Source organism: Cryobacterium sp. Hb1 (genome assembly GCF_004403585.1).
Taxonomy (GTDB): domain Bacteria; phylum Actinomycetota; class Actinomycetes; order Actinomycetales; family Microbacteriaceae; genus Cryobacterium; species Cryobacterium lyxosi.
In genome coordinates this window covers 1-21,859 of sequence record NZ_SOHI01000005.1, presented here as the reverse complement: position 1 = coordinate 21,859, position 21,859 = coordinate 1, and the positions used below count along the sequence as shown (strand labels likewise).

Sequence of the window (21,859 nt, the reverse complement as noted above, 5' to 3'; positions counted from 1 at the left end):
AACGGAGAACCGCATGAGCCAGAACCCCACGCCAGCCTCGAACGACGAAGGCTTCTCCGACGCGGAGATGAACGAGCAGAAGGCCGTGCGCCTCGGCAAACGCGACCGCCTGAACGCGGCCGCCGCGAGCCCGGCCGGCGGCGCCTACCCGGTGTCGGTTCCGGTCACCCACACCATTCCGGCCGTGCGCGCCCAATACGGCCAGCTCGAAGCGGATGCCACCACCGGCGTCACCGTCGGCCTGGCCGGCCGCATCGTGCACCTGCGCAACACCGGCAAGCTCTGCTTCGCGAGCCTGCAGAGCGGCGACGGCACCCGCATCCAGGCCATGGTCTCCCTCGCCGCCGTCGGCGATGAATCCCTCACGGCCTGGAAAGACCTCGTCGACCTCGGCGATCACCTGTTCGTCAGCGGCGAAGTCATCTCGAGCCGTCGCGGCGAGCTGTCGATCATGGTCTCCGATTGGCAAGTCGCGGCGAAGGCGCTGCTGCCACTGCCCAACCTGCACTCCGAACTGAGCGAAGAGACCCGGGTGCGCAGCCGCTACCTCGATCTGATCAGCCGGGAACAAGCCCGCACCAACGTATTGTCCCGATCCAAGGCGGTGGCGAGCCTGCGCAAGACGTTCACCGACCTTGAGTTCATCGAAATCGAGACCCCGATGCTGCAAACGATGCATGGCGGGGCATCCGCGCGGCCATTCCAAACGCACAGCAACGCCTTCGACACCGAACTTTTTTTGCGGATCGCCCCCGAACTGTTCTTGAAGCGCGCGGTCGTCGGCGGCATCGACCGGGTCTACGAGATCAACCGCAACTTCCGTAACGAGGGCGCCGACTCCACTCACTCGCCCGAGTTCGCGATGCTCGAAGCGTATGAGGCGTACGGCGATTACAATTCCATCGCCGATCTCACCCAGAAGCTGATCCAGGATGCCGCGTTCGCGATCGCCGGGTCGCACGTGGTGACCTGGGCCGACGGCACCCTGTTCGACCTCGGCGGCGACTGGGACCGCATCGGCATGTACGACAGCCTGTCGGCGGCCGCCGGCATCGTGATCACGCCGGAAACGCCCCTCGTCGACCTCGTGCAACTCGCCGCACGTGAGGGCATCGAGATCGACCATCCCATTCACGGCAAGTACGTCGAAGAACTGTGGGAGCACTTCGTCAAGGGCGATCTGGTGCGCCCGACCTTCGTCATGGATTTTCCCATCGACACCAGCCCGCTCGTGCGCGGGCACCGTTCTATGGCCGGCGTGGTCGAGAAGTGGGATCTGTACGTGCGCGGCTTTGAACTGGCGACCGGCTACTCCGAACTGGTGGACCCGGTTGTGCAGCGGGAACGCTTCATCGAACAGGCGAGCCTCGCTGCCGGGGGAGACCCGGAAGCCATGCGCCTCGACGAAGAATTTCTGCGCGCGCTCGAATACGGCATGCCGCCGACCGGCGGTATGGGTATGGGCATCGACCGCATGCTCATGGCGCTGACCGGCCTCGGCATCCGTGAAACGATTCTCTTCCCCCTGGTGAAATAATGAGCTATCTGCCGGACGATCAGTTGACACCCGACAAGGGTGGGCGCAAGCCGCCATCCATGAATCGCATCGCCATCTGGGTAATCATCGGCGGCGTCGGGGTCTACTACTTAGGTAGCGGCATCATCGGTCTGCTCAGCAAGTAGCTGCCCTCCCAGCCTTTGCGCGTAAACTAAATGCGTGATTGAGAACTTTTGGGGTAACGCGGTATTTTCGGTCGTGCCCACCATTGCGCTTGGCCTGATGTTCTGGTTGATGCTGCGCTCAATCCTGCGCGCCGATCGCACCGAACGTAAGGTGTACGCCCAAATCGAAGCCGAAGAACGCGCCCGACTCGGTCTCGACAAACCGGTCACCTAAGTACCGATGCTCGGCATCGACGGCCTGACCATCACCGTTCTGTTGGCCTTGATCGTTGACTTTTCCGTTCGTGTCGTGGCTATCATCGTGGTTCCGCGCAATCGCCGTCCCATGTCGGGCATGGCGTGGTTGCTGACCATCTTTTTCATTCCGTACGTAGGCGTACTGCTTTTTTTGCTGATCGGCTACCGCGTTCTGCCCCGAAAACGCCTCGCCATGCAGGAAGAGATCAACCAGTTCATCCTGGACAGCACCGAGGGCATGGAACGCGTCCAGCACGACCACCCGTGGCCGAGCTGGTTGGAGTCCGTCGTCGAGCTTAATCGCAACCTCGGAGCGATGCCCCTGGTCGGCGACAATACGGCGAGCCTGATCGGTGAATACCAAGTGGCCTTCGACACCATGATCGCCGACATTGACCGGGCCCAAAAATACGTGCATGTCGAGTTCTACATTCTCTCGCTCGACCACACCACCGCCCCCTTCTTCGATGCCCTCGAGAATGCGCACAAGCGCGGTGTGAGCGTGCGCGTGCTCATGGACCATATCCAGTCCATGCGCAAGCCCGGTTTTCGCCAAACCAAGAAACGATTGACGGATGCCGGAATCAAGTGGGAGCTCATGCTGCCGGTGCAACCGTTCAAGGGTAAATGGCAACGGCCCGACCTGCGCAACCACCGCAAGCTGCTCATCGTCGATGGCCTGGTCGGGTTCATGGGATCGCAGAACATCATCGACCGCAGCTACAACATGAGAGGCAATATTCGTCGCGGTTTGCAGTGGAAGGACTTCATGACCCGCTTGGAGGGCCCGATCGTGTCAGGGCTCAATGCCATCTTCATCACCGACTGGTATAGCGAGACCAACGAGCTGCTCACCCGCGACATCGAGCCGGTGCATCCGCGACCGGTCACGGATGCGCTCGACTGCCAGGTCGTGCCGAGCGGCCCTGGGTTCAAGGGCGAGAACAACCTGCGACTGTTCCTCGCACTGCTCTATTACGCGCAGGATCGCATCATCATCACGAGCCCGTACTTCGTGCCGGACGAATCGATCATGTACGCCATCACGACCGCCGTGCAGCGGGGTCTTCACGTGGAGTTAATCGTGTCGGAGATCGGTGATCAGGCCGTCGTCTATCACGCCCAACGCTCCTACTACGAGGAGTTGCTGACCGCGGGAGTGCACATCTACATGTACAAGGCGCCCTATATTCTGCACGCCAAGCATTTCACCATCGACGATGAAGTCGCCGTCGTCGGGTCGAGCAATATGGACCAGCGCTCGTTCAGCCTGAACATGGAGGTATCGCTCATGGTGCGCGGGCGGTCGTTTGTGCGCAACCTGCGTGTCATGGAAGACGAGAACCGCGTGAACAGCCGCGAGCTGACCCTTGAAGAATGGCGCAAGCAGCCGCTGCGCTCCACCATTCTCGACAACCTCGCCAGGCTGACCTCCGCCGTACAGTAGTGGCGGCGGCTGGCCGTGACATTTCATGCCCCCCGTTCGGCTCGGGGAGCGCTAGGGTTCAGTGCATGATTCGCACCCTCGCTTTGAACGTGTCACTGCCCCGGAACGCCTGACATGAGCCCATCGACCGGCGTCGGCAATCTGAGGGATTCCCTGCGAACGCAACTGTGGCCCGTGCCCCTGGTTGCGGCCCTGGCTGCCATATGTCTGGGCCAGTTGGTGCCCTACCTCGACCGCCAGTTCCAGGACCACCTTCCGGTCGTCGTGGCGGGGTTTCTGTTCGGTGGAGGGCCTGAGGCGGCCCAGGCCGTGATGCAAACCATTGCCGGCTCCTTGGTCACGGTCACGTCGCTCACGTTTTCGCTCACGGTTGTGACTCTGCAGCTGGCGAGCAGCCAATTCTCTCCCCGACTGCTGCGAACCTTCTCCCGCGACGTCTTCGTGCACAACACGCTGGCGCTTTTTCTCGCGACGTTCGTGTTCTCGCTCACGGTGCTCCGGAGCATCCGCGTGGAGACGAGCGAGGGAGACGGTTTCGTTCCAAGGATCTCCATCACGGTCGGCTTCGGGCTGACTCTGGCGAGTGTGATCGCCCTGGTGTTCTTCCTGGCCCATCTGGCAATCCAGATTCGTGTTGAGACCATGTTGCGGGATGTCCACGACGAAGCGGGCCAGGCCATCGAGCGAATCTTTCCCCGGCACGGGAACGCCCGGCCGACCGGCTTGGCCGGTTCAAGGCCCGGAGCGACGCTGATTGAAAGCGACGTCTCCGGCTTTCTGCTGGGCGTCGATGCCAACGCCGTCCGTGCGGCTGCGATGAAAGCAGACTCCTTCGTCGTCATCGACGCCATGCCCGGGGATTCCCTCATCTCCGGCGTGCCGTTCGCGAGGGCGTGGCCGGCTGACGGGCGCGCCCTGGACGGCCAGCGGTTGACCGATTTGAGCGAGGGGATCACTAACAGCCTGTCGAAGGGATTCGAGCGAACATCCACCTGGGATGCCGGCTTCGGCCTCCAACAGCTGCTCGACGTCGCCAGTCGTGCCCTCTCGCCGGGAATCAACGACCCGACGACGGCCGTCCACGCCGTTGGGCACATCTCGGCAGTGCTCTGCACGCTTGCCGCCCGCCATACCGGTCCGAAGCTCCACGTCGACGAGCAAGACCAACCCCGAGTCATCCTGAACTTTCCAACGTTCGAGAACTTGTTAGACCAGGTGATGCGCCAAATGATTCGGTACGCGCTGAATGACCCTCGATCCGCGGAGCGCGTCGTGCGGATGCTGCGTGAACTCAGCTGGGTGGCCGGACCCGGACCACACAGCAGCGTGATCCAGGACAGTGTCGCCGCGGTGCAGATCGCCATCGCGGCCGCCGATCTCTCGGATGACGAGAAACGGCGGCTGCGGAGCGAGTGTGACGCCGTGGCAGCAGCGGGCAACGGTATCTGGCCTGTGCCCTGAGACAGAGGGTGTGCGTCGGCGTCGCGTGCTGGCGACGGAGCCCGTGGCTGGGGGCCGCGCGCAGCATCCGTCACGCCTAGGGCGAACAAACGCCCGGAAGCGGCGCAGGCTGACTACTCTCAATGTAACGGCACCAACTGCCCTGGCGCCAAGGGAGCGATCACATGTTTGAAAGATTTACCGACCGAGCTCGTCGCGTCGTCGTTTTGGCCCAGGAAGAGGCCAAGATGCTCAACCACAACTACATCGGTACCGAGCATATTCTGCTCGGGCTGATTCACGAGGGTGAAGGCGTCGCCGCCAAGGCTCTGGAGAGCCTCGGTATCTCGCTGGACGCCGTGCGCGAGCAGGTTCAGGACATCATCGGCCAGGGGCAGCAGCAGCCCACCGGCCACATCCCCTTCACGCCGCGGGCGAAGAAGGTTCTTGAGTTGAGCCTGCGCGAAGCGCTGCAGCTCGGCCACAACTACATCGGTACCGAGCACATTCTGCTCGGCCTCATTCGCGAGGGTGAGGGCGTCGCCGCTCAGGTTCTCGTGAAGCTCGGCGCCGACCTCAACCGCGTGCGCCAGCAGGTCATCCAGCTCCTCTCCGGTTATCAGGGGAAGGAGCAGGTGCAGGTCGGTGCCAATGAGCAGGCGGCCAACACGGCCGGCAGCCAGGTGCTCGACCAGTTCGGTCGCAACCTCACCCAGATGGCCCGCGACAACAAACTCGACCCGGTTATCGGGCGCGAGAAAGAAATCGAGCGGGTCATGCAGATCCTCTCGCGTCGCACCAAGAACAACCCCGTATTGATCGGTGAGCCTGGCGTCGGTAAGACCGCCGTCGTCGAGGGCCTCGCCCAAGCGATTGTCAAGGGAGATGTGCCCGAGACGCTTAAGGACAAGCAGCTCTACTCGCTCGACCTCGGCTCGCTCATTGCCGGCAGCCGCTACCGCGGTGACTTCGAAGAGCGCCTGAAAAAAGTCACCAAGGAGATCCGCACCCGTGGCGACATCATCGTCTTCATCGACGAGATCCACACCCTGGTCGGTGCCGGTGCCGCCGAGGGCGCCATCGATGCCGCGTCGATCTTGAAGCCGCTCCTCGCCCGTGGTGAGTTGCAGACCATCGGTGCGACCACCCTCGATGAGTACCGTAAGCACTTTGAGAAGGATGCCGCCCTCGAGCGCCGCTTCCAGTCGATTCAGGTGGATGAGCCGTCACTGCCGCACACCATCAATATCCTCAAGGGACTGCGCGACCGTTACGAGGCGCACCACAAGGTGTCCATCACCGATGGTGCACTCGTGGCTGCGGCGAACCTCGCCGACCGTTACGTCTCCGACCGGTTCCTGCCCGACAAGGCCATCGACCTGATCGACGAGGCTGGCGCCCGCCTGCGCCTGTCGATCCTCTCGAGCCCACCGGAGCTGCGCGAATTCGACGAAAAGATCGCCGTGGTGCGCGCCGCCAAGGAACTCGCCATTGAAGAGCAGGACTTTGAGAAGGCCGCCGGCCTGCGCGACGAGGAGAAGAACCTCCTCGGCGAGCGTCTGCGCCTCGAGAAGAAGTGGAAGTCCGGCGACGTCAAGACCACCGCGGTCGTCGACGAAGGCCTGATCGCCGAAGTTCTGGCCCAGGCCACCGGTATTCCCGTGTTCAAGCTCACCGAGGAAGAATCCTCGCGGCTGGTCTTCATGGAAAAGGCACTGCACCAGCGCGTCATCGGTCAGGAAGAGGCCATCTCGGCGCTCGCCAAGACCATCCGTCGCACCCGGGCCGGCTTGAAGGACCCGAAGCGTCCCTCCGGTTCGTTCGTCTTCGCCGGCCCCACCGGCGTCGGCAAGACCGAGCTCGCCAAGGCGCTCGCCGAGTTTTTGTTCGACGACGAGGCCGCCATGATCTCGCTCGACATGAGTGAGTACGGCGAGAAGCACACCGTGTCGCGCCTGTTCGGTGCGCCTCCCGGGTTCGTCGGCTTCGAAGAGGGTGGTCAGCTCACCGAGAAGGTGCGCCGCAAGCCGTTCTCCGTGGTGCTGTTCGACGAAATCGAGAAGGCTCACCCCGACATCTTCAACTCCCTGCTCCAGATTCTGGAAGAGGGGCGGTTGACGGATGGTCAGGGTCGCGTGGTCGACTTCAAGAACACCGTCATCATCATGACCACCAACCTCGGTACCAAGGACATCTCGGGCGGACCGGTCGGCTTCCAGCTGGAAGGCGACAGCACCACCGGGTATGAGCGCATGGCCGGCAAGGTGAAGGATGAGCTGAAGAAGCACTTCAAGCCCGAGTTCCTGAACCGCGTGGACGAGATCATCGTGTTCCCGCAGCTGACCAAGCCCGAGTTGCTGCAGATCGTCGACCTGTTCATCAAACGTCTTGGTGTGCGTCTGCTCGACCGTGACATGACCGTCGAGGTCACCGTTTCGGCGAAAGAACACCTGATCGAGGTCGGTTTCGACCCAACGCTCGGTGCTCGGCCGCTGCGTCGCGCGATCCAGCGCGAGGTGGAGGATCGACTGTCGGAGAAAATCCTGCAGGGCGAGCTCAATGCCGGTGACCACGTGCACGTGGATTACGTCGATGGCGCGTACGTCTTCACCACGACGACCAGGGTTGACCCGGTCGGCGTCGGAGTGAACACGTCCGCCGCGATCGGCACCGGTCCGGCCACCCCCGACCTGGCCATCACCAGCGACTAGAGGTTTCGAAGAGAAAGGCCCGTCAGATTCGTCTGCCGGGCCTTTTCTGTGCCCGGGGCGGCCCTGGCGCACAACTCCTGCAAATTGTGAAGCATCGAGTCAAGTTCCGCGTCTTTCCAAGGGTTGCCGGTCGAAGCGAACACGAATTGCAGGAGTTACGCGCGGGGAGAGTCGGTGGAAGAGGGATCAATAGACTGGAAGAGTGAATTTGGAAACGGGATACACGGTGCGCCGCGCTCGCACGAGTGACGTGCCCGGCATCGAAGCGCTCGTTGAACCGCTCGTGCAGCAGCGCATTCTGCTCGGCAAGGATCGTGTCGTGTTCTACGAGGCGGTGCAGGAATTTCGGGTGGCCGTTGATGCTTCCGGCGCTCTGATCGGCTGCGGCGCCCTCCACGTCATGTGGGAGGATCTCGGCGAGGTGCGCACCCTTGCCGTCGACGCGAAATGGCTCGGTCGCGGCGTCGGCTACGCGATAATGCAACGCCTCGAAGCGGATGCCCAGGGCCTCGGCCTCAGCCGACTGTTCTGCCTCACCTTCGAGGTGGGCTTCTTCGCTCGCAACGGATTTAGTGACATGGGCACCGAAACCGTCGACCCGGCCGTCTACGCCGAGCTCGTGCGCTCGCCCGACGAGGGGGTGGCCGAGTTTCTCGACCTGGCCCGGGTGAAGCCGAATACTCTCGGCAACACCCGCATGGTGAAGCGCCTGAACTGACGGATTTGAGCCGGAGCGGCCGAATCGGGCACTAAACGGTGCTCATACGAGCAAAGTAGGCGGTGTTTACCCCCCGGACATGGGCCGTCGCTAGGCTGCGCTTAATTGCACCCGTCACTCCATGGGCCGGGAGATCTTTCGATCGCACGGCCCCGGGTGCGATGACACGACCTATGAATGAGGAGATCCATGTCATCCGCCGTTCGCCGCCGCTCCAGGTTGGTTTTCGCCACGCTTCTCGGGGTGAGCCTCGCGGCCGCTCCGATCATTGCCATACCGGCCAACGCCAATACCGCCGGTACCGGAGTCGTCATCAATGAGGCGTACCTGAACGGAGGAAGCTCGGGCGCGACCTACCTGAACAAGTTCGTCGAGCTTTACAATCCGACTGACGCCGATGTGTCCCTCGTCGGCACCTCGATTCAATACCGCTCAGCCGGCGGATCATCGAACCCAACCGGGGTCGTTGCCCTGACCGGCACGATCGCGGCCGGCGGCTACTATCTCGTGCAGGGCAGCTCGAACGCCGCCAATGGTGCCGTACTGCCGACGCCGGATGCCTCCATCGGCGCCTCCTTCGCCGCAGCCGCCGGCACGATCTTCTTCGCCAACCAGTCCACGGCGCTGAATGCCCCCGCCACGGGTTCGCTCACCGGTCAGGCGCAAATTCTCGACCTGATCGGCTATGGAACCTCAAACACGTTTGAGGGAACGGCCGCAGCCGCGGCATCCGTCACCACCTCGGTGAATCGCACGACATTTGTCGACACCGACGTGAACGCCGCTGATTTCCGCTCGAACGAGCCCACGCCGACGAACACGGCCGGTGACACGGGAACCCCGGTTGAACCGGGGCCAGATCCCGACCCGACCCCGGTGCCCGACGACCTGACAGCGATCGACGCGATCCAGGGCACGACCGATACGAGCCCGCTCGCCGGAACCGTCGTCAAGACCTCCGGTGTGGTCACGGCCGCCTACCCGACCGGAGGTTTCAACGGGTTCTACCTGCAGACCGCTGGTACCGGTGGTGATCTGGACCTCGCCAGCCACACTGCTTCGCACGGTGTCTTCGCGTACTCCAAATCGGCCCAAGCCAAGGTTCAGATCGGTGACTACGTGCAAGTAGTGGGCACCGTCGTAGAGTTCTTCGGCATGACCGAGGTTACCTTCGGCACAGTTGGCGACGTCACTCAACTCACCGACAGCACTGTGGCCGTGACACCCGCCACGGTCTCATTGCCGACCAACACGCAACAGCGGGAAACCCTTGAGGGTATGCTGCTTGCGCCGCAGGGCGACTTCACCGTCACCGATAACTACCGGACCAACCAGTACGCCGAGATCGGACTCGCCACCGGAACGACGGCGCTGGTCAATCCGAGCGTGACCGCACTGCCCGGATCAGCCCAGTATCAAACAGCGCTCGCGGAGAACGCCGGCCGCGCGGTCACGCTTGACGACGGGGCTACCACCAACTACCTCGCCGCCGCCAACCAGGGCAGCCCGGTTCCGTACCTGTCGACGACCGCTCCGGTGCGCATCGGCGCTGCGGTGTCGTTCCGGTCTCCGGTCGTCTTCGACTTTCGCAATGACGCCTGGAAGTTTCAGCCGACCACGGCCCTCGTCGCGGCCAATGCCGCGACCGTGCAGCCGGTGACCTTTGCCGACACCCGCACGAGCGCACCGAAAGACGTGGGTGGGGACATCCGCTTGGCTAGTTTCAACGTTCTGAACTATTTCTCGACCACCGGTGACTCGCTTGACGGCTGCCGCTACTACCGCGACCGGGCCGGCGTGCCGACCACGGTGAGTGGCGGATGCGCCGCCCGCGGCGCCGCGACCCAGATCAGTTTCGAACGCCAGCAGGCCAAGATCGTCTCGGCCATCAACGCTCTCGACGCCGACGTGGTGTCGCTTGAAGAGATCGAGAACTCGGCCGCGTTCGGCAAGGATCGCGACGATGCCCTCGCGAACCTGACCGCGGCGCTGAACGCTTCAGTGGGTAGCAACGTGTGGGCGTTCGTGGCTTCACCGACCGCACTTCCAGCCAGCGAAGATGTCATTCGCACCGCGTTTATCTACAAGCCGGCTGTCGTCGAAACGGTGGGGGATTCGGTCATCCTGACCGAGTCCGTCGCCTTCAATGGTCGTGCGCGAGAACCGCTGGCCCAGGCATTTCAGCTGATCGGCGATGACGAGAGCAGCTTCCTCGCCATCGTCAACCACTTCAAATCAAAGGGGTCGGGCACCGGGGACAACGCCGATCAGGGTGACGGCCAGGGAGCATCCAACCCGACCCGCATCGAGCAGGCCCGCGCGCTCGTGGCCTTCGCCGACGAGGTCAAGACCGATTCCGGCATCGACCGGGTCTTTCTCACCGGAGACTTCAACGCCTACGACATGGAAGACCCGATTCGGGTACTGCTCGAGGCCGGCTATATCAACCAGGGCGACAACAGCGGCGAGTACACCTATGCCTTCGGCGGCACGGTTGGCTCACTCGACCACGTCTTCGCCTCGCCCGAAGCGGATGCCGCGGTGAACGCCGTCGATGTTTGGAACATCAACTCGGTAGAGTCCGTCGCCCTCGAGTACAGCCGGTACAACAACAACGTGACCGACTTCTACGTCGCCGACGCGTTCCGCTCCTCGGATCACGACCCGGTTGTGCTTGGTCTCAACCTCACGTCACCGACTGCTGTTGAACTCAACCTGCTCAACATCAATGATTTCCACGGACGCATTGACGCGAACACCGTCAAGTTCGCGGGAACCGTCGAACAGCTTCGCGCCGAGTACGGCGACGCGAACTCGCTGTTCCTGTCGAACGGCGACAACATCGGCGCCTCGTTGTTCGCATCGGCGTCGCAAAATGACCGCCCCACCATTGACGTGCTCAACGCCCTCGACCTCGCCGCTTCCGGCGTGGGCAACCACGAATTCGACCAGGGCTTCGGCGACCTGACCGGGCGGGTGGCCGACGCGGCCGACTTCGACTATCTCGGAGCGAACGTCTACAACGTCGGCACGGAAATGCCCGCGATGAAGGAATATGCCCTGCTCGACGTGGCCGGCATCATCGTGGGTGTAATCGGCGCGGTCACCGAAGAGACCCCCGCGCTCGTGTCACCCAACGGAATCGCGACCCTGAGCTTCGGTGACCCGGTCGCGGCTGTCAACCGAGTGGCATCCCAACTGACCGATGGTGACCCGTCCAACGGCGAAGCGGATGTGCTGATCGCCGAATACCACGAGGGCGCCGGCGCGGGAATACCAGACGGTGCAACGCTCGAACAGGAACTCGCTGCTGGCGGAGCCTTTGCGAACATCGTGAATGACACGTCGGCCGCGGTCGACGCGATCTTCACCGGCCACACACACAAGCAGTACGCGTGGGACGCACAGGTCCCCGGCGCGGCCGCTGGCGTGACTCGCCCCGTGCTTCAGACCGGCAGCTACGGCGAGAACATCGGGCAGGTCGTGCTCAGCTACGATGTTGCCTCAGGTGACACGACCACCGTGACCAACCGCAACGTAGCCCGCTCCACCGCAGCCGATGCCGACCTCGCGGCCGGCTATCCGCGCGTTGCCGAAGTGCAGGCGATAACGAATGCCGCGCTGGCGGAGGCGGCGATCCAGGGCAACGTGCCCGTGGGATCGATCACCGCCGACATCACCCGGGCCTGCGTCGGCGGAGTCGCCCCGTGCGCCGAAAATCGTATGGCTCCCTCTTCCCTGGGCTCCCTCGTCGCCAACTCGCTGCGCGCATCCCTGTCTGACCCTGCCATCGGCGGCGCCGAGATCGGCATCGTCAACCCCGGTGGTATCCGTGCCGACCTCTCGCTCGCTCCCGACGGTGTCGTGACGTATGCCGAGGCGAACGCGGTGCTGCCGTTCCTGAACAACCTGTGGACGACAAGTCTCACCGGCGCACAGTTCAAGTCCGTTCTCGAACAGCAGTGGCAGACCAACGCCGATGGCACGATTCCGAGCCGTCCGTTCCTGCAACTCGGCCTGAGTGACAACGTGAATTACACCTTCGATGCCGCTCGTGCCGCGGGTGATCGCGTGACGGGCATCTGGATCGACGGGACGCAGCTCGACCCGGCACAGTCCTACCGCATCGGTTCGTTCAACTTTCTCCTCACCGGCGGCGACAATTTTCGCGAATTCACGAATGGAACGGATACCCGCGACTCCGGCCTCGTCGACCGGGACGCCTGGATTTCTTACATCCAGCACAACAGCCCGCTGTCACCGTCGTTCACGGCCAACCAGGCCTCGATCACCGGGGCCCCCACGGCAGCGGTCAACCCGGGTGACGCCCTCACCCTCACGGTCGGAAGTCTCAACCTCACCTCGCTCGGCGCCCCGAAAAACACGCAACTCGCGCTGAAGTGGTCGGGTGCCGACGTGGGTACGGCATCCGTTGATTCGACGGGTACAGCCATCGTGACCGTTACGGTACCGGCCGACGCGATCGAAAACAGCGTGCTGGAGATGACGGCCATCGAATCGGGCACCATCGTACGCCTGGCCGTCGCGGTGGCCGTCAATGCCGAACCGGGCGAGGCGCCTGCCGCTGCCTCAGCGAAAGAGCTGACGAAGAAGCTCAAGAACGCGATCGATACCGACCAGAATTCCTATCGGGCCAGTGACAGGGCTGTAGTCGAGGTCGGAATGGAGCACGCCGGAGAATATGTGTCGGTGTGGGCCTACTCCAAGAAGAAAGCCGACAACGTCGGTGGTTGGTTGCTCGTGAGCGCCGAGGGCACTGTGAGCGTCACTCTCGCCGACGACCTCAAGCATGGCCGGTACAGGGTCTCTGCGCAGAATGAGAGCGGTGACGTGATCGGTTGGACCGATGTCAAAATCGACAACCCCAGGAAGCCGCTGAAGACCGACCCCCGCTAGCCCCGCGGTTGCGCGGGCCCGTCCGCACCGCTTCGGTTGCGGGCGGGCTCTCGATTCTTCCGGCATCAATTGCTGCCGACACGCACACCATTACCGAGTTCTGGCACCGTCTTCAATAACCTTGGGGCATGTCGACGATCAAGCAATCGGTCGGCCGCCAGTCCAGCAAGGTGTACCGGCGCCGGCGTTTCGTAGTAGGGCTCGGGCTGCTAGCCGTGCTCGTCATTCTCTTCCTCATCATCGTGCGACCGGGAGCCAGCAAGGGCGACGCGGAAACCTCGAAATCACCAGCGGCCGCAGTGACCGAGTCGGCCTCACCGACGGATGCCGCCAGCACGATTCCCGAGACGGCCACCGCTGTCGACGGCGCTGCCTGCGACCCATCTGCGGTAGAGGTCGCGGCCATCACCGACGCGACGAATTACGCGGCCGACGTCCTGCCGCAGCTGTCGCTAGGCCTGACCAACATCGGAACGACCGACTGTGTGATCAATGCCGGTAACGCTAGGCAGGTGTTCACCGTGATGAGCGGGACGGACGTGTACTGGACCTCGACCGACTGCCAGACCAACCCGATCGACGCCCAGGTGACCCTCAAGCCCGGGGTTGTCATGCCACTCGCTACGCCGATCACGTGGGATCGCACCCGCTCGGCCGTTGATACCTGTGAAGCCGCAACCCGCACTGCGGTGCCGGCCGGCGGAGCATCGTATTACCTGCACGTGACCGTGGACGGCATCCAGGCGGCCACCCCGGCTCTCATGATTTTGAATTAGAGTCCGGTCTCGAAGAACGGTCCGTATGACCGGCAGAATTGAGCCGCTTCGATGCGTTCATGTCGAAATTACGGGGCGTCGCGAAATCTATCGGGCAGGGCATACCGCTGTTGGTGCCGCGGCTTTCGAATCCGTTCGCTCGTGGCGTGCGCCGCCAGTTGGGCACGCAGGGCCATGCCTGATTGAATGAATGGGTGACCGATACGACTGCCAACACCCGTTCCGAGGCTCTTGCCACCGCACTGGCGGCGCAGGACGTCGTCGCCGTCGCCTATGCGCTGCGCAACGACTATATGATCGTGCCGCAACTCGTCGTCAACGGCGAGGCGGCACAGGTGCGGGTTTTCGGCCGCGAAGGCTCCGACAAGCGCATGCTGCTGCTCTTCTCCGCGGCGGAGAACTACGTGCGTGTGGTTCCCAACGACATCAACCCGCAGGTCATGGTCTGCGATGGCCAGTGGTTGCGGGAGTTTCTCACCGTGCACGCCGCGACGCTGGAAATGGTCTTCTTCGACATCGCCGGGCCGAATGTAATGCAGGCCGCTCCAGCTGACCTCCTGAAGGCACTGAGCCCGCAGCTCGGCCGCAGCGACGACGAATAACGGCACGTGCCTAACGCGCTCGTCTGTATCGCGCGTCTTGCACGTTCCGTGGGTCGCTGAATCGCTCTGGCCTATCCCCACGCCCGATCGAGTTCAACGTCGCGTGGATTGCGGGTGGTGCCGAGCGCGAGAGCAACCGCCGCATGGATTGAGCCGCAGGCGGCGTCGATCTGGGTGGTGAACCCCAGGCGCATTGCCTCGTTCACTCGTTGCTTGGACATGAGCGCACCTCGCACCTCGCCGGCCAGGCTGATCTCGCCGAACGCGACCACGTTGTGCGCCACTGCAAGACCGGTGAACGCCGAGGCGATGGCGAGCGCAATTGCCAGATCGGCGGCCGGCTCATTCAGGCGGATGCCGCCGACCGTCGACACGTAGACATCTTTGGTCGACAGATTCATGCCCGCGCGCTCCTGCAACACCGCGAGCAACATGGCGACGCGGGCTGAATCGACGCCGCTCGTAACGCGGCGCGGGTTCGGAGCCTGCGTGTCGGTGACGAGCGCCTGCACTTCGACCGGCATGGCACGGCGGCCCTCCAGAGCGACCGTGACACAGGTGCCATCGACCGGCTCGGTGGCTCGGCTCAGGAACAACCCACTTGGGTCGGGCACCTCGGCGATGCCATCACCGGTCATCTCGAAGCAGCCGACCTCGTCGGTCGGTCCGAACCGATTTTTCAGCGCCCGAATGAATCGCAGTGACGTTTGGCGGTCCCCCTCGAACTGGCAGACCACATCGACCAAGTGCTCAAGCACCCGTGGCCCGGCGATCGAGCCGTCTTTGGTGACGTGACCGACCAGCAACACTGGCAGGTTGCGGTCCTTGGCGACCCGAATCAGAGTGGATGCCACCTCCCGCACCTGGCTGGGCATGCCCGGCGAACCGTCGGAGAGCGCACTCGACACGGTCTGCACCGAGTCGATGATTATGAGGTCGGGCTTGACCGCGTCGATTTGCCCAAGAATGACCCCGAGGTCGGTTTCGGCGGCGATGTACAGTTCGGGTTCGAGCGCGTTGGTGCGTTCGGCGCGCAATCGCACCTGGCTCACTGACTCTTCGGCGCTGACGTAGAGCACGCGGCTCTTCGCCGCCGCTGCCTTGGAGGCGACTTCGAGCAGCAGCGTAGATTTGCCGACGCCCGGCTCGCCGCTGAGCAGAACGACCGACCCGGGCACGATGCCACCGCCGAGCACCCGGTCGAACTCGTTGATACCCGTTGGCCAGTGAGCGGCGGCATCCGTTTCAACATGGGTGATGGGGCGTGCGATGCCATCGCCGACCAGCGTGATGGCCTTGAGTTTGCGGGTGATGCCGATGCTCTGGCCAGCGTCGACGACGGTGCCCCACTGCTGGCATTCGCCGCAACGACCTGCCCATTTGAGAGTGGTCCAGCCGCACTCAGAGCAGCGAAAGGAGGAGACGGATTTTGCCATATTCCGAGCCTAGCCGTGGCCGCCGACACGCGGCCGCGCACGCGGCGCGTGCACTAGTCGGCCTCGGTTGACGTGTGGCTGACCGCTGAGAAACGATGCGCAATGTCAGCGCTCATCGACGGCAGGAACGCCTCCGCCCAGGACCGGTATCCACGGTCGTTGGGGTGAAAGAGATCCTTGGCGACGTGGGTCAAGATGCTGCGAAGACCGGCCCGTTTGGTCGTTGCGTGCAGCGGAACCACCGTCAGCTTGTGCTCGGCGGCGATCCGGCGAATGATCTCGTTGGCTACCGCCACCTTGATTTCGTTGTGCGGCAGGTGAAAGCAGGGGAGGTCGGCGACGAGGGCGTCTGGCGGCAGCGCGTCGAAAACGGAGCGAATTCCGGTTTCAAAGGCCGCAGGATTCCATTGGGCGATGTCGTTGGCGCCGATCGCGACCGTGATGAGGTCGGGCTTGAGGTTGTCGAAGCGCGGAAGTTGATCGCGCACGGCCAAAGCAACCGTGGCACCCGACACGCTGAGGTTCACGACGCGGACCGTTCGTCCGGTCGCCAGCCGTACGTGATCGGCGAGAACGCCGACGTAACTCTTGTTCGGGCTCGAGGCACCGATTCCCTGGGCGGCACTGTCGCCGATCGCGACGTAGAGCAGTTCGCCCGGGCGTTTGGCGTTGTCGCGCCACCATGCCGAGTGCACCGGAAGGGTGTCGTTGAGAATGACCTTCTGTTGTTCGAGGTCACGGCGGAACCAGGTTGTGTAGAGAACTGCGCCGGTTGTGACGACGGCGGCACCGGCAGCAATAAGAGAGCGGATGCGCGGGGTCGGTGAGGTCATCCGCTGAGGCTACTCCGCGGCATCCGTGTGTCTGCTGCATGTTGGCCGATTCGCGTCAACCCCGAGTCTCTACTAGAATCAACGGCGGTACCGTGTCCGAGCGGCCGAAGGTGCGACTCTCGAAAAGTCGTGTGGGGGAGACTCCACCGTGGGTTCAAATCCCACCGGTACCGCCACGAAAAACCCCCTACAGCCCAGTGTTTTACTGGGGAGTAGGGGGTTTCGTTTTGCCGGGTGGTCATTTTGCCCACATTTTGCCCACATTTCAAAAAGTTTTGGACATAGAAAAGACTCCGCATCGTGATCACATAGAGGTTTCGGGTCGGTTCAGTTCGCGTCGATTGCGCCAGTGAACGCTCGAGAATTTGGCTTCTTCCGGTGTCCAGGATCGAGACGGCAGCCGCCCTTCATGTCGAAGGGGAATGGGTTGAAGCTAGACCGAAGCCGAACTGCTCATCGCCGTGGAACGCATGCGCGCGTCGTCGAGAGCGTTGCCAACGCGATCCAGATCATCGTCAAAGAGGTCGGCATAAGTATCCAGTGTCATCGCTGCGGAGAAATGGCCAAGCATCCGCTGCACGGCTTTCACGTTAGCGCCAGCCGAAATAGCCAGACTCGCCGCAGTGTGCCGAAGGTCATGACGGGTGATCGACGGAAAATTGGGATCGGCCATCTGACACTTCTTGAGCGCCGCCATCCACCAGCCGCGGCGGCTATCTGGCGGACGAACGAACGCGACGCCCGCGCCGAAGACTAGGCTGCTGGCCGCTTTGCCGACGCACAATTCCTTCAGGGGTGTCGAGAGAAATCCCGGGAATGGGACGCTCGGTGTCTTCTCGGATCGCTAGAACTCCGGCTTCGTTCCCGATAGAGGAATGCTGTATCGGGGTGAGACGCTCGAACGCTTCACGATGCACCTGCTCGATCTGATGCGGATCGGCCGTCTTGAGCAGGGAGTCGTAGCGCGCGATCGCCGACCGATCGGCGTCGCTAACGGTGGCTGATGGCACGGCGGCTGGTGACGCTGGAGTCTGACGCACCGGGTATAGCCGTCGGGCGAGCGGATAAAGCCGGGCGACCGTCGCCGGTCGGGGCATCCGCTGAGCTTCGAACGATGAAACGCCAGCCACAGGAGTTGGAGCCGGAGCCAGAGCTGGAGCCGCGGTCCGACGAACCGGACTTGTTCAGGGCTTCTGAGCAAGGCTGGCGAGCTTCGAGATCATGCTCTTTTGGAGTGTTCCTTCTCACAGCGTTTCTGTGCGGCATAGGGCCGATAGCTGCGCGATGCCGGGTGTGCGTTCCGGCGCAACTCCCGACTGATCGTCGACGCAGCACGCCCCAGATCCCGCGCGATCGCCCCGACACCCACACCACCCAACCTCAGATCCGCGATGCGCAGACGTTCCTCTTGACCCAGAAAACATCCCGAAGACGCAACCGTCGCAACGGGTATCCGTCCGCCAGCGGCTTTTATCCATCGATATCCCTGTTTGCGACCCATTCCTATAGATTCACACGCGGCCGCCGCCGACATGCCTTCCCGAACCCGATCCCAGAACAAGTTCTCACGAACCTTCATGACCAATCTCGACGCCGCTGACAGCACCTCGCTCAAACGGTGTTGCTACGACCCCTTGAGACTGCCCTAGGGTTTCGAGACATGAACTTTGCGCGACGCCGCATGGTTGTGATCGCGGCAACGCTATCCGCGAAGTTGGGCGTGCTCAGACGGCTGGAAATGGGATGGATCAGGCTCGCAATGCTTGAGCTCGAAAGTCCAAAACGCGGAGAGCTCAAGACGTCGACTCCAACTTGTTGGCGCGCCTGGTCAGCTCAGACCAGGGCCGAGCCGTTGGATCTTCGAGTAGAGTTCGCGGAACCTCACGTGATGCTCCTATGGTCGTCAATTGATATTTTGGACGGCTTTTTGCTCGTGGAGCCAGTCCCGGAATTGGCTCGCGAGGTTGTCGTCTCGGCTGAGTCCTCGTTCGATTCGGGAGAGGGTGCCGGGCCAGGTGTGGAAGTGTCCGGCCGCTTCGCGGAGGGTGATGTGGAGGTCTTCGCGCACGGTGCGTAGGTCGGTGATCGAGGGCGCCGCTTGTGGGTTGGTGAGTTGACGATTGAGCTCCCGGGCGACGTATCGTTTCAGGCAGCGCATGATTTCCTTTTTGGTCTTGCCTTGAGCCGTTCGTCGGGCCGCATAGTCTCTCGTGCGGGAGTCGGTCGCGAGGCGTGAGACGACGACGTGGTGGATTGCCGCGTTGGCGGCTCTGTCGCCGCCGCGGCTGAGCCTGTGCCGACTTGTCTTGCCCGATGAGGCGGGTATCGGAGCTACGCCAACGAGTGCTGCGAACTGCGCTTCCGTGGCGATGCGTTCGGGGTTGTCGCCTACGGTAACGAGGAGTTGGCTGGCTACTTCTATGCCAACACCGGGGACGTCCCGTAACAGCGGCGCGCAGTCCCGAAGAATCTCTGCCAGCGCCTTATCGGTGTCAAGAATCTCCCGCTTAAGAAATCGGTATCGGGCAGCGAGCTTCTTCACAGTGAGGGCCGTTGCGATCTCAGGGTCCGTGAGGTTTCCCATTGGACGGGAACGCTCCAACGCCGGGATGAGTTGCGCGGTGGTCAGCGGGCGGAACCTACCGCGCACGTGCTCCGGAGCGGAGACGAGTATCCCCTTGATCTGGTTGATGGCAATTGTGCGGGCCTTCATCGCTGAACTGCGGGCGGCACGGAGGACGCGGAGGCATTCAACGGGGCCGTCCTTGGTTTTCGGCGTCGACGTGCCTCGTTCGTCCAAGACCGATTCCGCTGCCTGATAGGCGTCCAAAGGATCCGATTTTCCGCGTAGGCGCCGTGCTTGACGGTTGGGTCGGTTGACTTCGTGGAAGGGGAGTCCTGCTGTTCGCAGAACTCGACTCAGTTCCGCCCCGTAACTGCCGGTTCCTTCGACGCCCACGCCGATGATCGGGCCGAAGTGGGTGATGAACGCGAGGATCTTCCGGTATCCGGAACCGACAGCCAGGAATTCTTCATCAGCGAGGTGTTTGCCGTGCTCGTCGATCATGGCGACAAAGTGAGTATCGGAGTGGGTGTCGACGCCGACGATGATATTCGGTGGGTCTGTTGCCATGATGAAGTTGCCCTTCCATTGCGTCCATCTGGGTAAAAGATGGGCACGTTGGCCAGGTGGGCAGACAAGACGGTAATGGGAATTCGCTTCAGGCTCCTATAAAGTCATGTCCGCCTGGTCAGCGCACCGTGAGCAGCCTTGAGACCGTGGACGGATCACGTAAAAGACAATCCTTTGGGACGTCAGTCAGGGTTAGGGTCACGCAGCCTCAAGACTCTTCTCATCATTACCGTCAGGGTTGAGTGAGGCCAGTAGCTCTGAGCAAGTCCGCCGTGTGACGTAGGGCGAGAATCAGGAATCATCACCATGTCCAGCCCGTCTGTTATTGCCGTGCGCGGGTCGCGGCGCTATCTCAGGGTTTTCATTCCGTTCATGCCATTCCGCTGCGTTTTCGCCCGCCTACCATCGGTGCTTTGAGTCTGTTCCGGCAGGACAAAGGGGTGTTGAGTGATGAAGACGCCATCATCGGGCAGGCGTTGGCTGATGTGGCGACCATTAGTCTCCTGCACGAACGCGAGGCTCGGGAGAGTGCGACGGTGAACGAGCAACTCCAGCGTGCGCTGAACAGTCGGGTCTTCATCGAGCAGGCCAAGGGTGTCATCGCCGAGCGCAATAGCATCAATATGGACGAGGCATTCATGCGCCTTCGGAAACATGCTCGTTCGCATCAGGAGCCGATGCATACCAGTGCCGCGAATGTCATTAACAGCCGCATCATTATCTAGTGAGCTGCCGCGGACCTATCGGTCCCCGTTCACCGACCAGATGACCATGCCGCCTACCGGAGACGTCGCGCCGCGCCCAGCCGGTAATGATCGTTTGCGCTCGACGAGCGCGCACCGCTAATTATTGCCGCTTAGACCGGTCAGAACATTTAAGTTGGCGCTATGTCACAGCATGTGCGTCACTTCATGCCTGCCGACGTCGAGGCTGCGCTGGCAGCTCGAACGCGGGCGCTGATTAAGATGATCGCCCTGCGTACCAGCGCAATGACCACCAATGGCCTCCGTCGACAGTGTTGCGGCCGCTGTCGACTTGCTTGCAGCAGACAGAGTGACCGTGCGGCTGCTGCGAGCTGCACGCTGCGTTGCTGACTGCCCTGGGTGACCGCACGGGCGGTCTTTAATCTGTAGCGCCGCCGTCCTATACCGCGTGCTGGTTCCGTGACGGAGCCGGTGGTATAGGGTTTCGCGTGACTGTGTGCGGGCCCTCATTAGCAGCGCCGAGCGCACCTACTCTACAGACCTGTCTCGTACTGACCGTACCCAGACCAAAATCGGAACGGCCCGATCACCGGAGTGTCATCAACCTGAGGGTTCGGTACGGGTAGGCCCCGTCGTGATGTCCTGCTTTCGAACATTCCACATCGGTGATTCCTCGGGCATCTCTTGCAGGCACCCCCCATTTGGGTTCCGCTGACGACCAGTTTGCCGATTCACCCAAGTACCGGCCCCGCGCCCCGCGCCCCGCACATGATCTCGGTGTCGAGGCGTGCCTTTCCCGCAAGATGGCCCCACCCCACGCACTATGCGATAGCGCGTGGAGCCATGTCACTTTCGTTTGGAGAACAACGTGCCACGATCCGATTCATCCGTAAAAAAACAACTTCGTCCGAGTAGATCCGGGCTGGCAGCCGTCGCCGTGGTGGCGCTGCTCCTCAGCGCAACCAGCGTATTCAACGCGGCATCATCACCGACGTCCGCTGCGGCTGCAAATCAAAATGGCTCCGATACGAAAGCTGATGCTGTCACCAGCCTGCCGGTTTCCTTCGAGGTGGAGAATGTCAATCGTTCTAAGGTGGCCTGCGCCAGTGACGGGGCAACTTACACCGTCCGCGGTCACATCGTCGGCCCCACACAGGTTCTCGAGCGAGAAAAGGTTACCGGCGCGACTCTGTACTTGCACGGTCTGAGTTTTGGGGAGTTC

General features: G+C 62.6%; 18 protein-coding genes and 1 tRNA gene. 14 read left to right on the top strand and 5 right to left on the bottom strand.

The genetic code is table 11. The annotated features are described in order from the left end of the window. The first annotated feature begins 13 nt into the window (after positions 1-13). From lysS to E3T38_RS00310, 10 genes are all read left to right on the top strand, one after another. Positions 14-1,537, top strand: a complete 1,524-nt coding sequence (gene lysS, locus E3T38_RS00350; protein ID WP_134545485.1) for a lysine--tRNA ligase — start codon at positions 14-16, stop codon at positions 1,535-1,537. Then, entirely contained in the window at positions 1,537-1,683 is a 147-nt protein-coding gene (locus tag E3T38_RS16545; RefSeq protein WP_166805356.1) for a hypothetical protein, read from the top strand. Before lysS ends, E3T38_RS16545 begins: the two co-directional genes overlap by 1 nt. 34 nt (positions 1,684-1,717) lie before the next feature. Then, positions 1,718-1,897, top strand: coding sequence for a hypothetical protein (locus E3T38_RS00345; RefSeq protein WP_104198974.1), 180 nt, complete (start codon positions 1,718-1,720; stop codon positions 1,895-1,897). A gap of 6 nt (positions 1,898-1,903) precedes the next feature. Continuing rightward, positions 1,904-3,367 carry a cardiolipin synthase gene (cls, locus tag E3T38_RS00340; protein WP_104198973.1) on the top strand — a complete coding sequence of 488 codons (1,464 nt, stop codon included), beginning with the start codon at positions 1,904-1,906 and terminating at the stop codon, positions 3,365-3,367. Positions 3,368-3,481: 114 nt separating this feature from the next. Further along, complete coding sequence (locus E3T38_RS00335) at positions 3,482-4,828, top strand: DUF2254 domain-containing protein (protein WP_134545484.1); 1,347 nt, start codon at positions 3,482-3,484, stop codon at positions 4,826-4,828. A 164-nt stretch (positions 4,829-4,992) separates the two neighbouring features. Next, a complete protein-coding gene (locus E3T38_RS00330; protein WP_104198971.1) occupies positions 4,993-7,518 on the top strand; it encodes an ATP-dependent Clp protease ATP-binding subunit in 2,526 nt (841 codons plus the stop codon). Positions 7,519-7,720: 202 nt separating this feature from the next. Beyond that, on the top strand, positions 7,721-8,236 hold the full coding sequence (locus E3T38_RS00325; RefSeq protein ID WP_104126046.1) for an amino-acid N-acetyltransferase: 516 nt from the start codon (positions 7,721-7,723) through the stop codon (positions 8,234-8,236). Positions 8,237-8,425: 189 nt separating this feature from the next. Then, positions 8,426-13,153, top strand: coding sequence for an ExeM/NucH family extracellular endonuclease (locus E3T38_RS00320; protein WP_134545483.1), 4,728 nt, complete (start codon positions 8,426-8,428; stop codon positions 13,151-13,153). Positions 13,154-13,281: 128 nt separating this feature from the next. Further along, a complete protein-coding gene (locus E3T38_RS00315) occupies positions 13,282-13,929 on the top strand; it encodes a hypothetical protein (RefSeq protein ID WP_134545482.1) in 648 nt (215 codons plus the stop codon). 194 nt (positions 13,930-14,123) lie between these two features. Continuing rightward, positions 14,124-14,531: a dehydrogenase gene (locus E3T38_RS00310; protein WP_198417277.1), complete on the top strand. Its 408-nt coding sequence runs from the start codon at positions 14,124-14,126 to the stop codon at positions 14,529-14,531. Positions 14,532-14,602: 71 nt separating this feature from the next. On the opposite strand, the gene radA is transcribed toward E3T38_RS00310, so the two are convergent. Together radA and E3T38_RS00300 are read right to left on the bottom strand one after the other, a co-directional pair. Continuing rightward, entirely contained in the window at positions 14,603-15,967 is a 1,365-nt protein-coding gene (gene radA, locus E3T38_RS00305; RefSeq protein ID WP_134545480.1) for a DNA repair protein RadA, read from the bottom strand. A gap of 53 nt (positions 15,968-16,020) precedes the next feature. Further along, the gene (locus tag E3T38_RS00300; protein WP_134545479.1) at positions 16,021-16,800 is read right to left on the bottom strand and encodes an SGNH/GDSL hydrolase family protein; all 780 of its coding nucleotides are present in this window, start codon (positions 16,798-16,800) and stop codon (positions 16,021-16,023) included. 86 nt (positions 16,801-16,886) lie between these two features. Between E3T38_RS00300 and E3T38_RS00295 the strand changes: the two genes are divergently transcribed. Beyond that, a tRNA-Ser gene (locus E3T38_RS00295) sits at positions 16,887-16,976 on the top strand. A gap of 257 nt (positions 16,977-17,233) precedes the next feature. Here the strand turns inward: E3T38_RS00295 and E3T38_RS00290 are convergent. After that, positions 17,234-17,584 (bottom strand): tyrosine-type recombinase/integrase, encoded by a 351-nt coding sequence (locus tag E3T38_RS00290; protein ID WP_241984220.1) that lies wholly within the window; start codon positions 17,582-17,584, stop codon positions 17,234-17,236. 91 nt (positions 17,585-17,675) lie between these two features. Between E3T38_RS00290 and E3T38_RS17255 the strand changes: the two genes are divergently transcribed. Further along, a complete protein-coding gene (locus E3T38_RS17255; protein WP_255452715.1) occupies positions 17,676-17,804 on the top strand; it encodes a hypothetical protein in 129 nt (42 codons plus the stop codon). Between the two features lie 215 nt (positions 17,805-18,019). Here E3T38_RS17255 and E3T38_RS17375 read toward each other — a convergent pair whose 3' ends face one another. Both E3T38_RS17375 and E3T38_RS00280 read right to left on the bottom strand, forming a co-directional pair. Continuing rightward, entirely contained in the window at positions 18,020-18,301 is a 282-nt protein-coding gene (locus tag E3T38_RS17375) for a helix-turn-helix domain-containing protein (RefSeq protein WP_370448963.1), read from the bottom strand. Between the two features lie 402 nt (positions 18,302-18,703). Then, a complete protein-coding gene (locus E3T38_RS00280; RefSeq protein ID WP_134545478.1) occupies positions 18,704-19,933 on the bottom strand; it encodes an IS110 family transposase in 1,230 nt (409 codons plus the stop codon). Between the two features lie 413 nt (positions 19,934-20,346). Between E3T38_RS00280 and E3T38_RS00275 the strand changes: the two genes are divergently transcribed. Both E3T38_RS00275 and E3T38_RS00270 read left to right on the top strand, forming a co-directional pair. Continuing rightward, positions 20,347-20,658 (top strand): ANTAR domain-containing protein, encoded by a 312-nt coding sequence (locus tag E3T38_RS00275; protein ID WP_241984219.1) that lies wholly within the window; start codon positions 20,347-20,349, stop codon positions 20,656-20,658. An 847-nt stretch (positions 20,659-21,505) separates the two neighbouring features. Beyond that, the coding region (locus E3T38_RS00270; protein WP_198417276.1) for a hypothetical protein at positions 21,506-21,859 on the top strand (354 nt) is incomplete at its 3' end.

Excerpts from the sequence above, each read along its gene's own strand:
- E3T38_RS16545 (WP_166805356.1), top strand. The coding sequence starts at position 1,537 with ATGAGCTATCTGCCGGACGATCAGTTGACACCCGACAAGGGTGGGCGC.
- lysS (WP_134545485.1), top strand. The coding sequence starts at position 14 with ATGAGCCAGAACCCCACGCCAGCCTCGAACGACGAAGGCTTCTCCGAC.
- E3T38_RS00280 (WP_134545478.1), bottom strand. The coding sequence starts at position 19,933 with ATGGCAACAGACCCACCGAATATCATCGTCGGCGTCGACACCCACTCC.
- E3T38_RS00320 (WP_134545483.1), top strand. The coding sequence starts at position 8,426 with ATGTCATCCGCCGTTCGCCGCCGCTCCAGGTTGGTTTTCGCCACGCTT.
- radA (WP_134545480.1), bottom strand. The coding sequence starts at position 15,967 with ATGGCAAAATCCGTCTCCTCCTTTCGCTGCTCTGAGTGCGGCTGGACC.
- E3T38_RS00300 (WP_134545479.1), bottom strand. The coding sequence starts at position 16,800 with ATGACCTCACCGACCCCGCGCATCCGCTCTCTTATTGCTGCCGGTGCC.
- cls (WP_104198973.1), top strand. The coding sequence starts at position 1,904 with ATGCTCGGCATCGACGGCCTGACCATCACCGTTCTGTTGGCCTTGATC.
- E3T38_RS00315 (WP_134545482.1), top strand. The coding sequence starts at position 13,282 with ATGTCGACGATCAAGCAATCGGTCGGCCGCCAGTCCAGCAAGGTGTAC.
- E3T38_RS17255 (WP_255452715.1), top strand. The coding sequence starts at position 17,676 with ATGCTGTATCGGGGTGAGACGCTCGAACGCTTCACGATGCACCTGCTC.
- E3T38_RS00330 (WP_104198971.1), top strand. The coding sequence starts at position 4,993 with ATGTTTGAAAGATTTACCGACCGAGCTCGTCGCGTCGTCGTTTTGGCC.
- E3T38_RS00335 (WP_134545484.1), top strand. The coding sequence starts at position 3,482 with ATGAGCCCATCGACCGGCGTCGGCAATCTGAGGGATTCCCTGCGAACG.
- E3T38_RS17375 (WP_370448963.1), bottom strand. The coding sequence starts at position 18,301 with ATGGGTCGCAAACAGGGATATCGATGGATAAAAGCCGCTGGCGGACGG.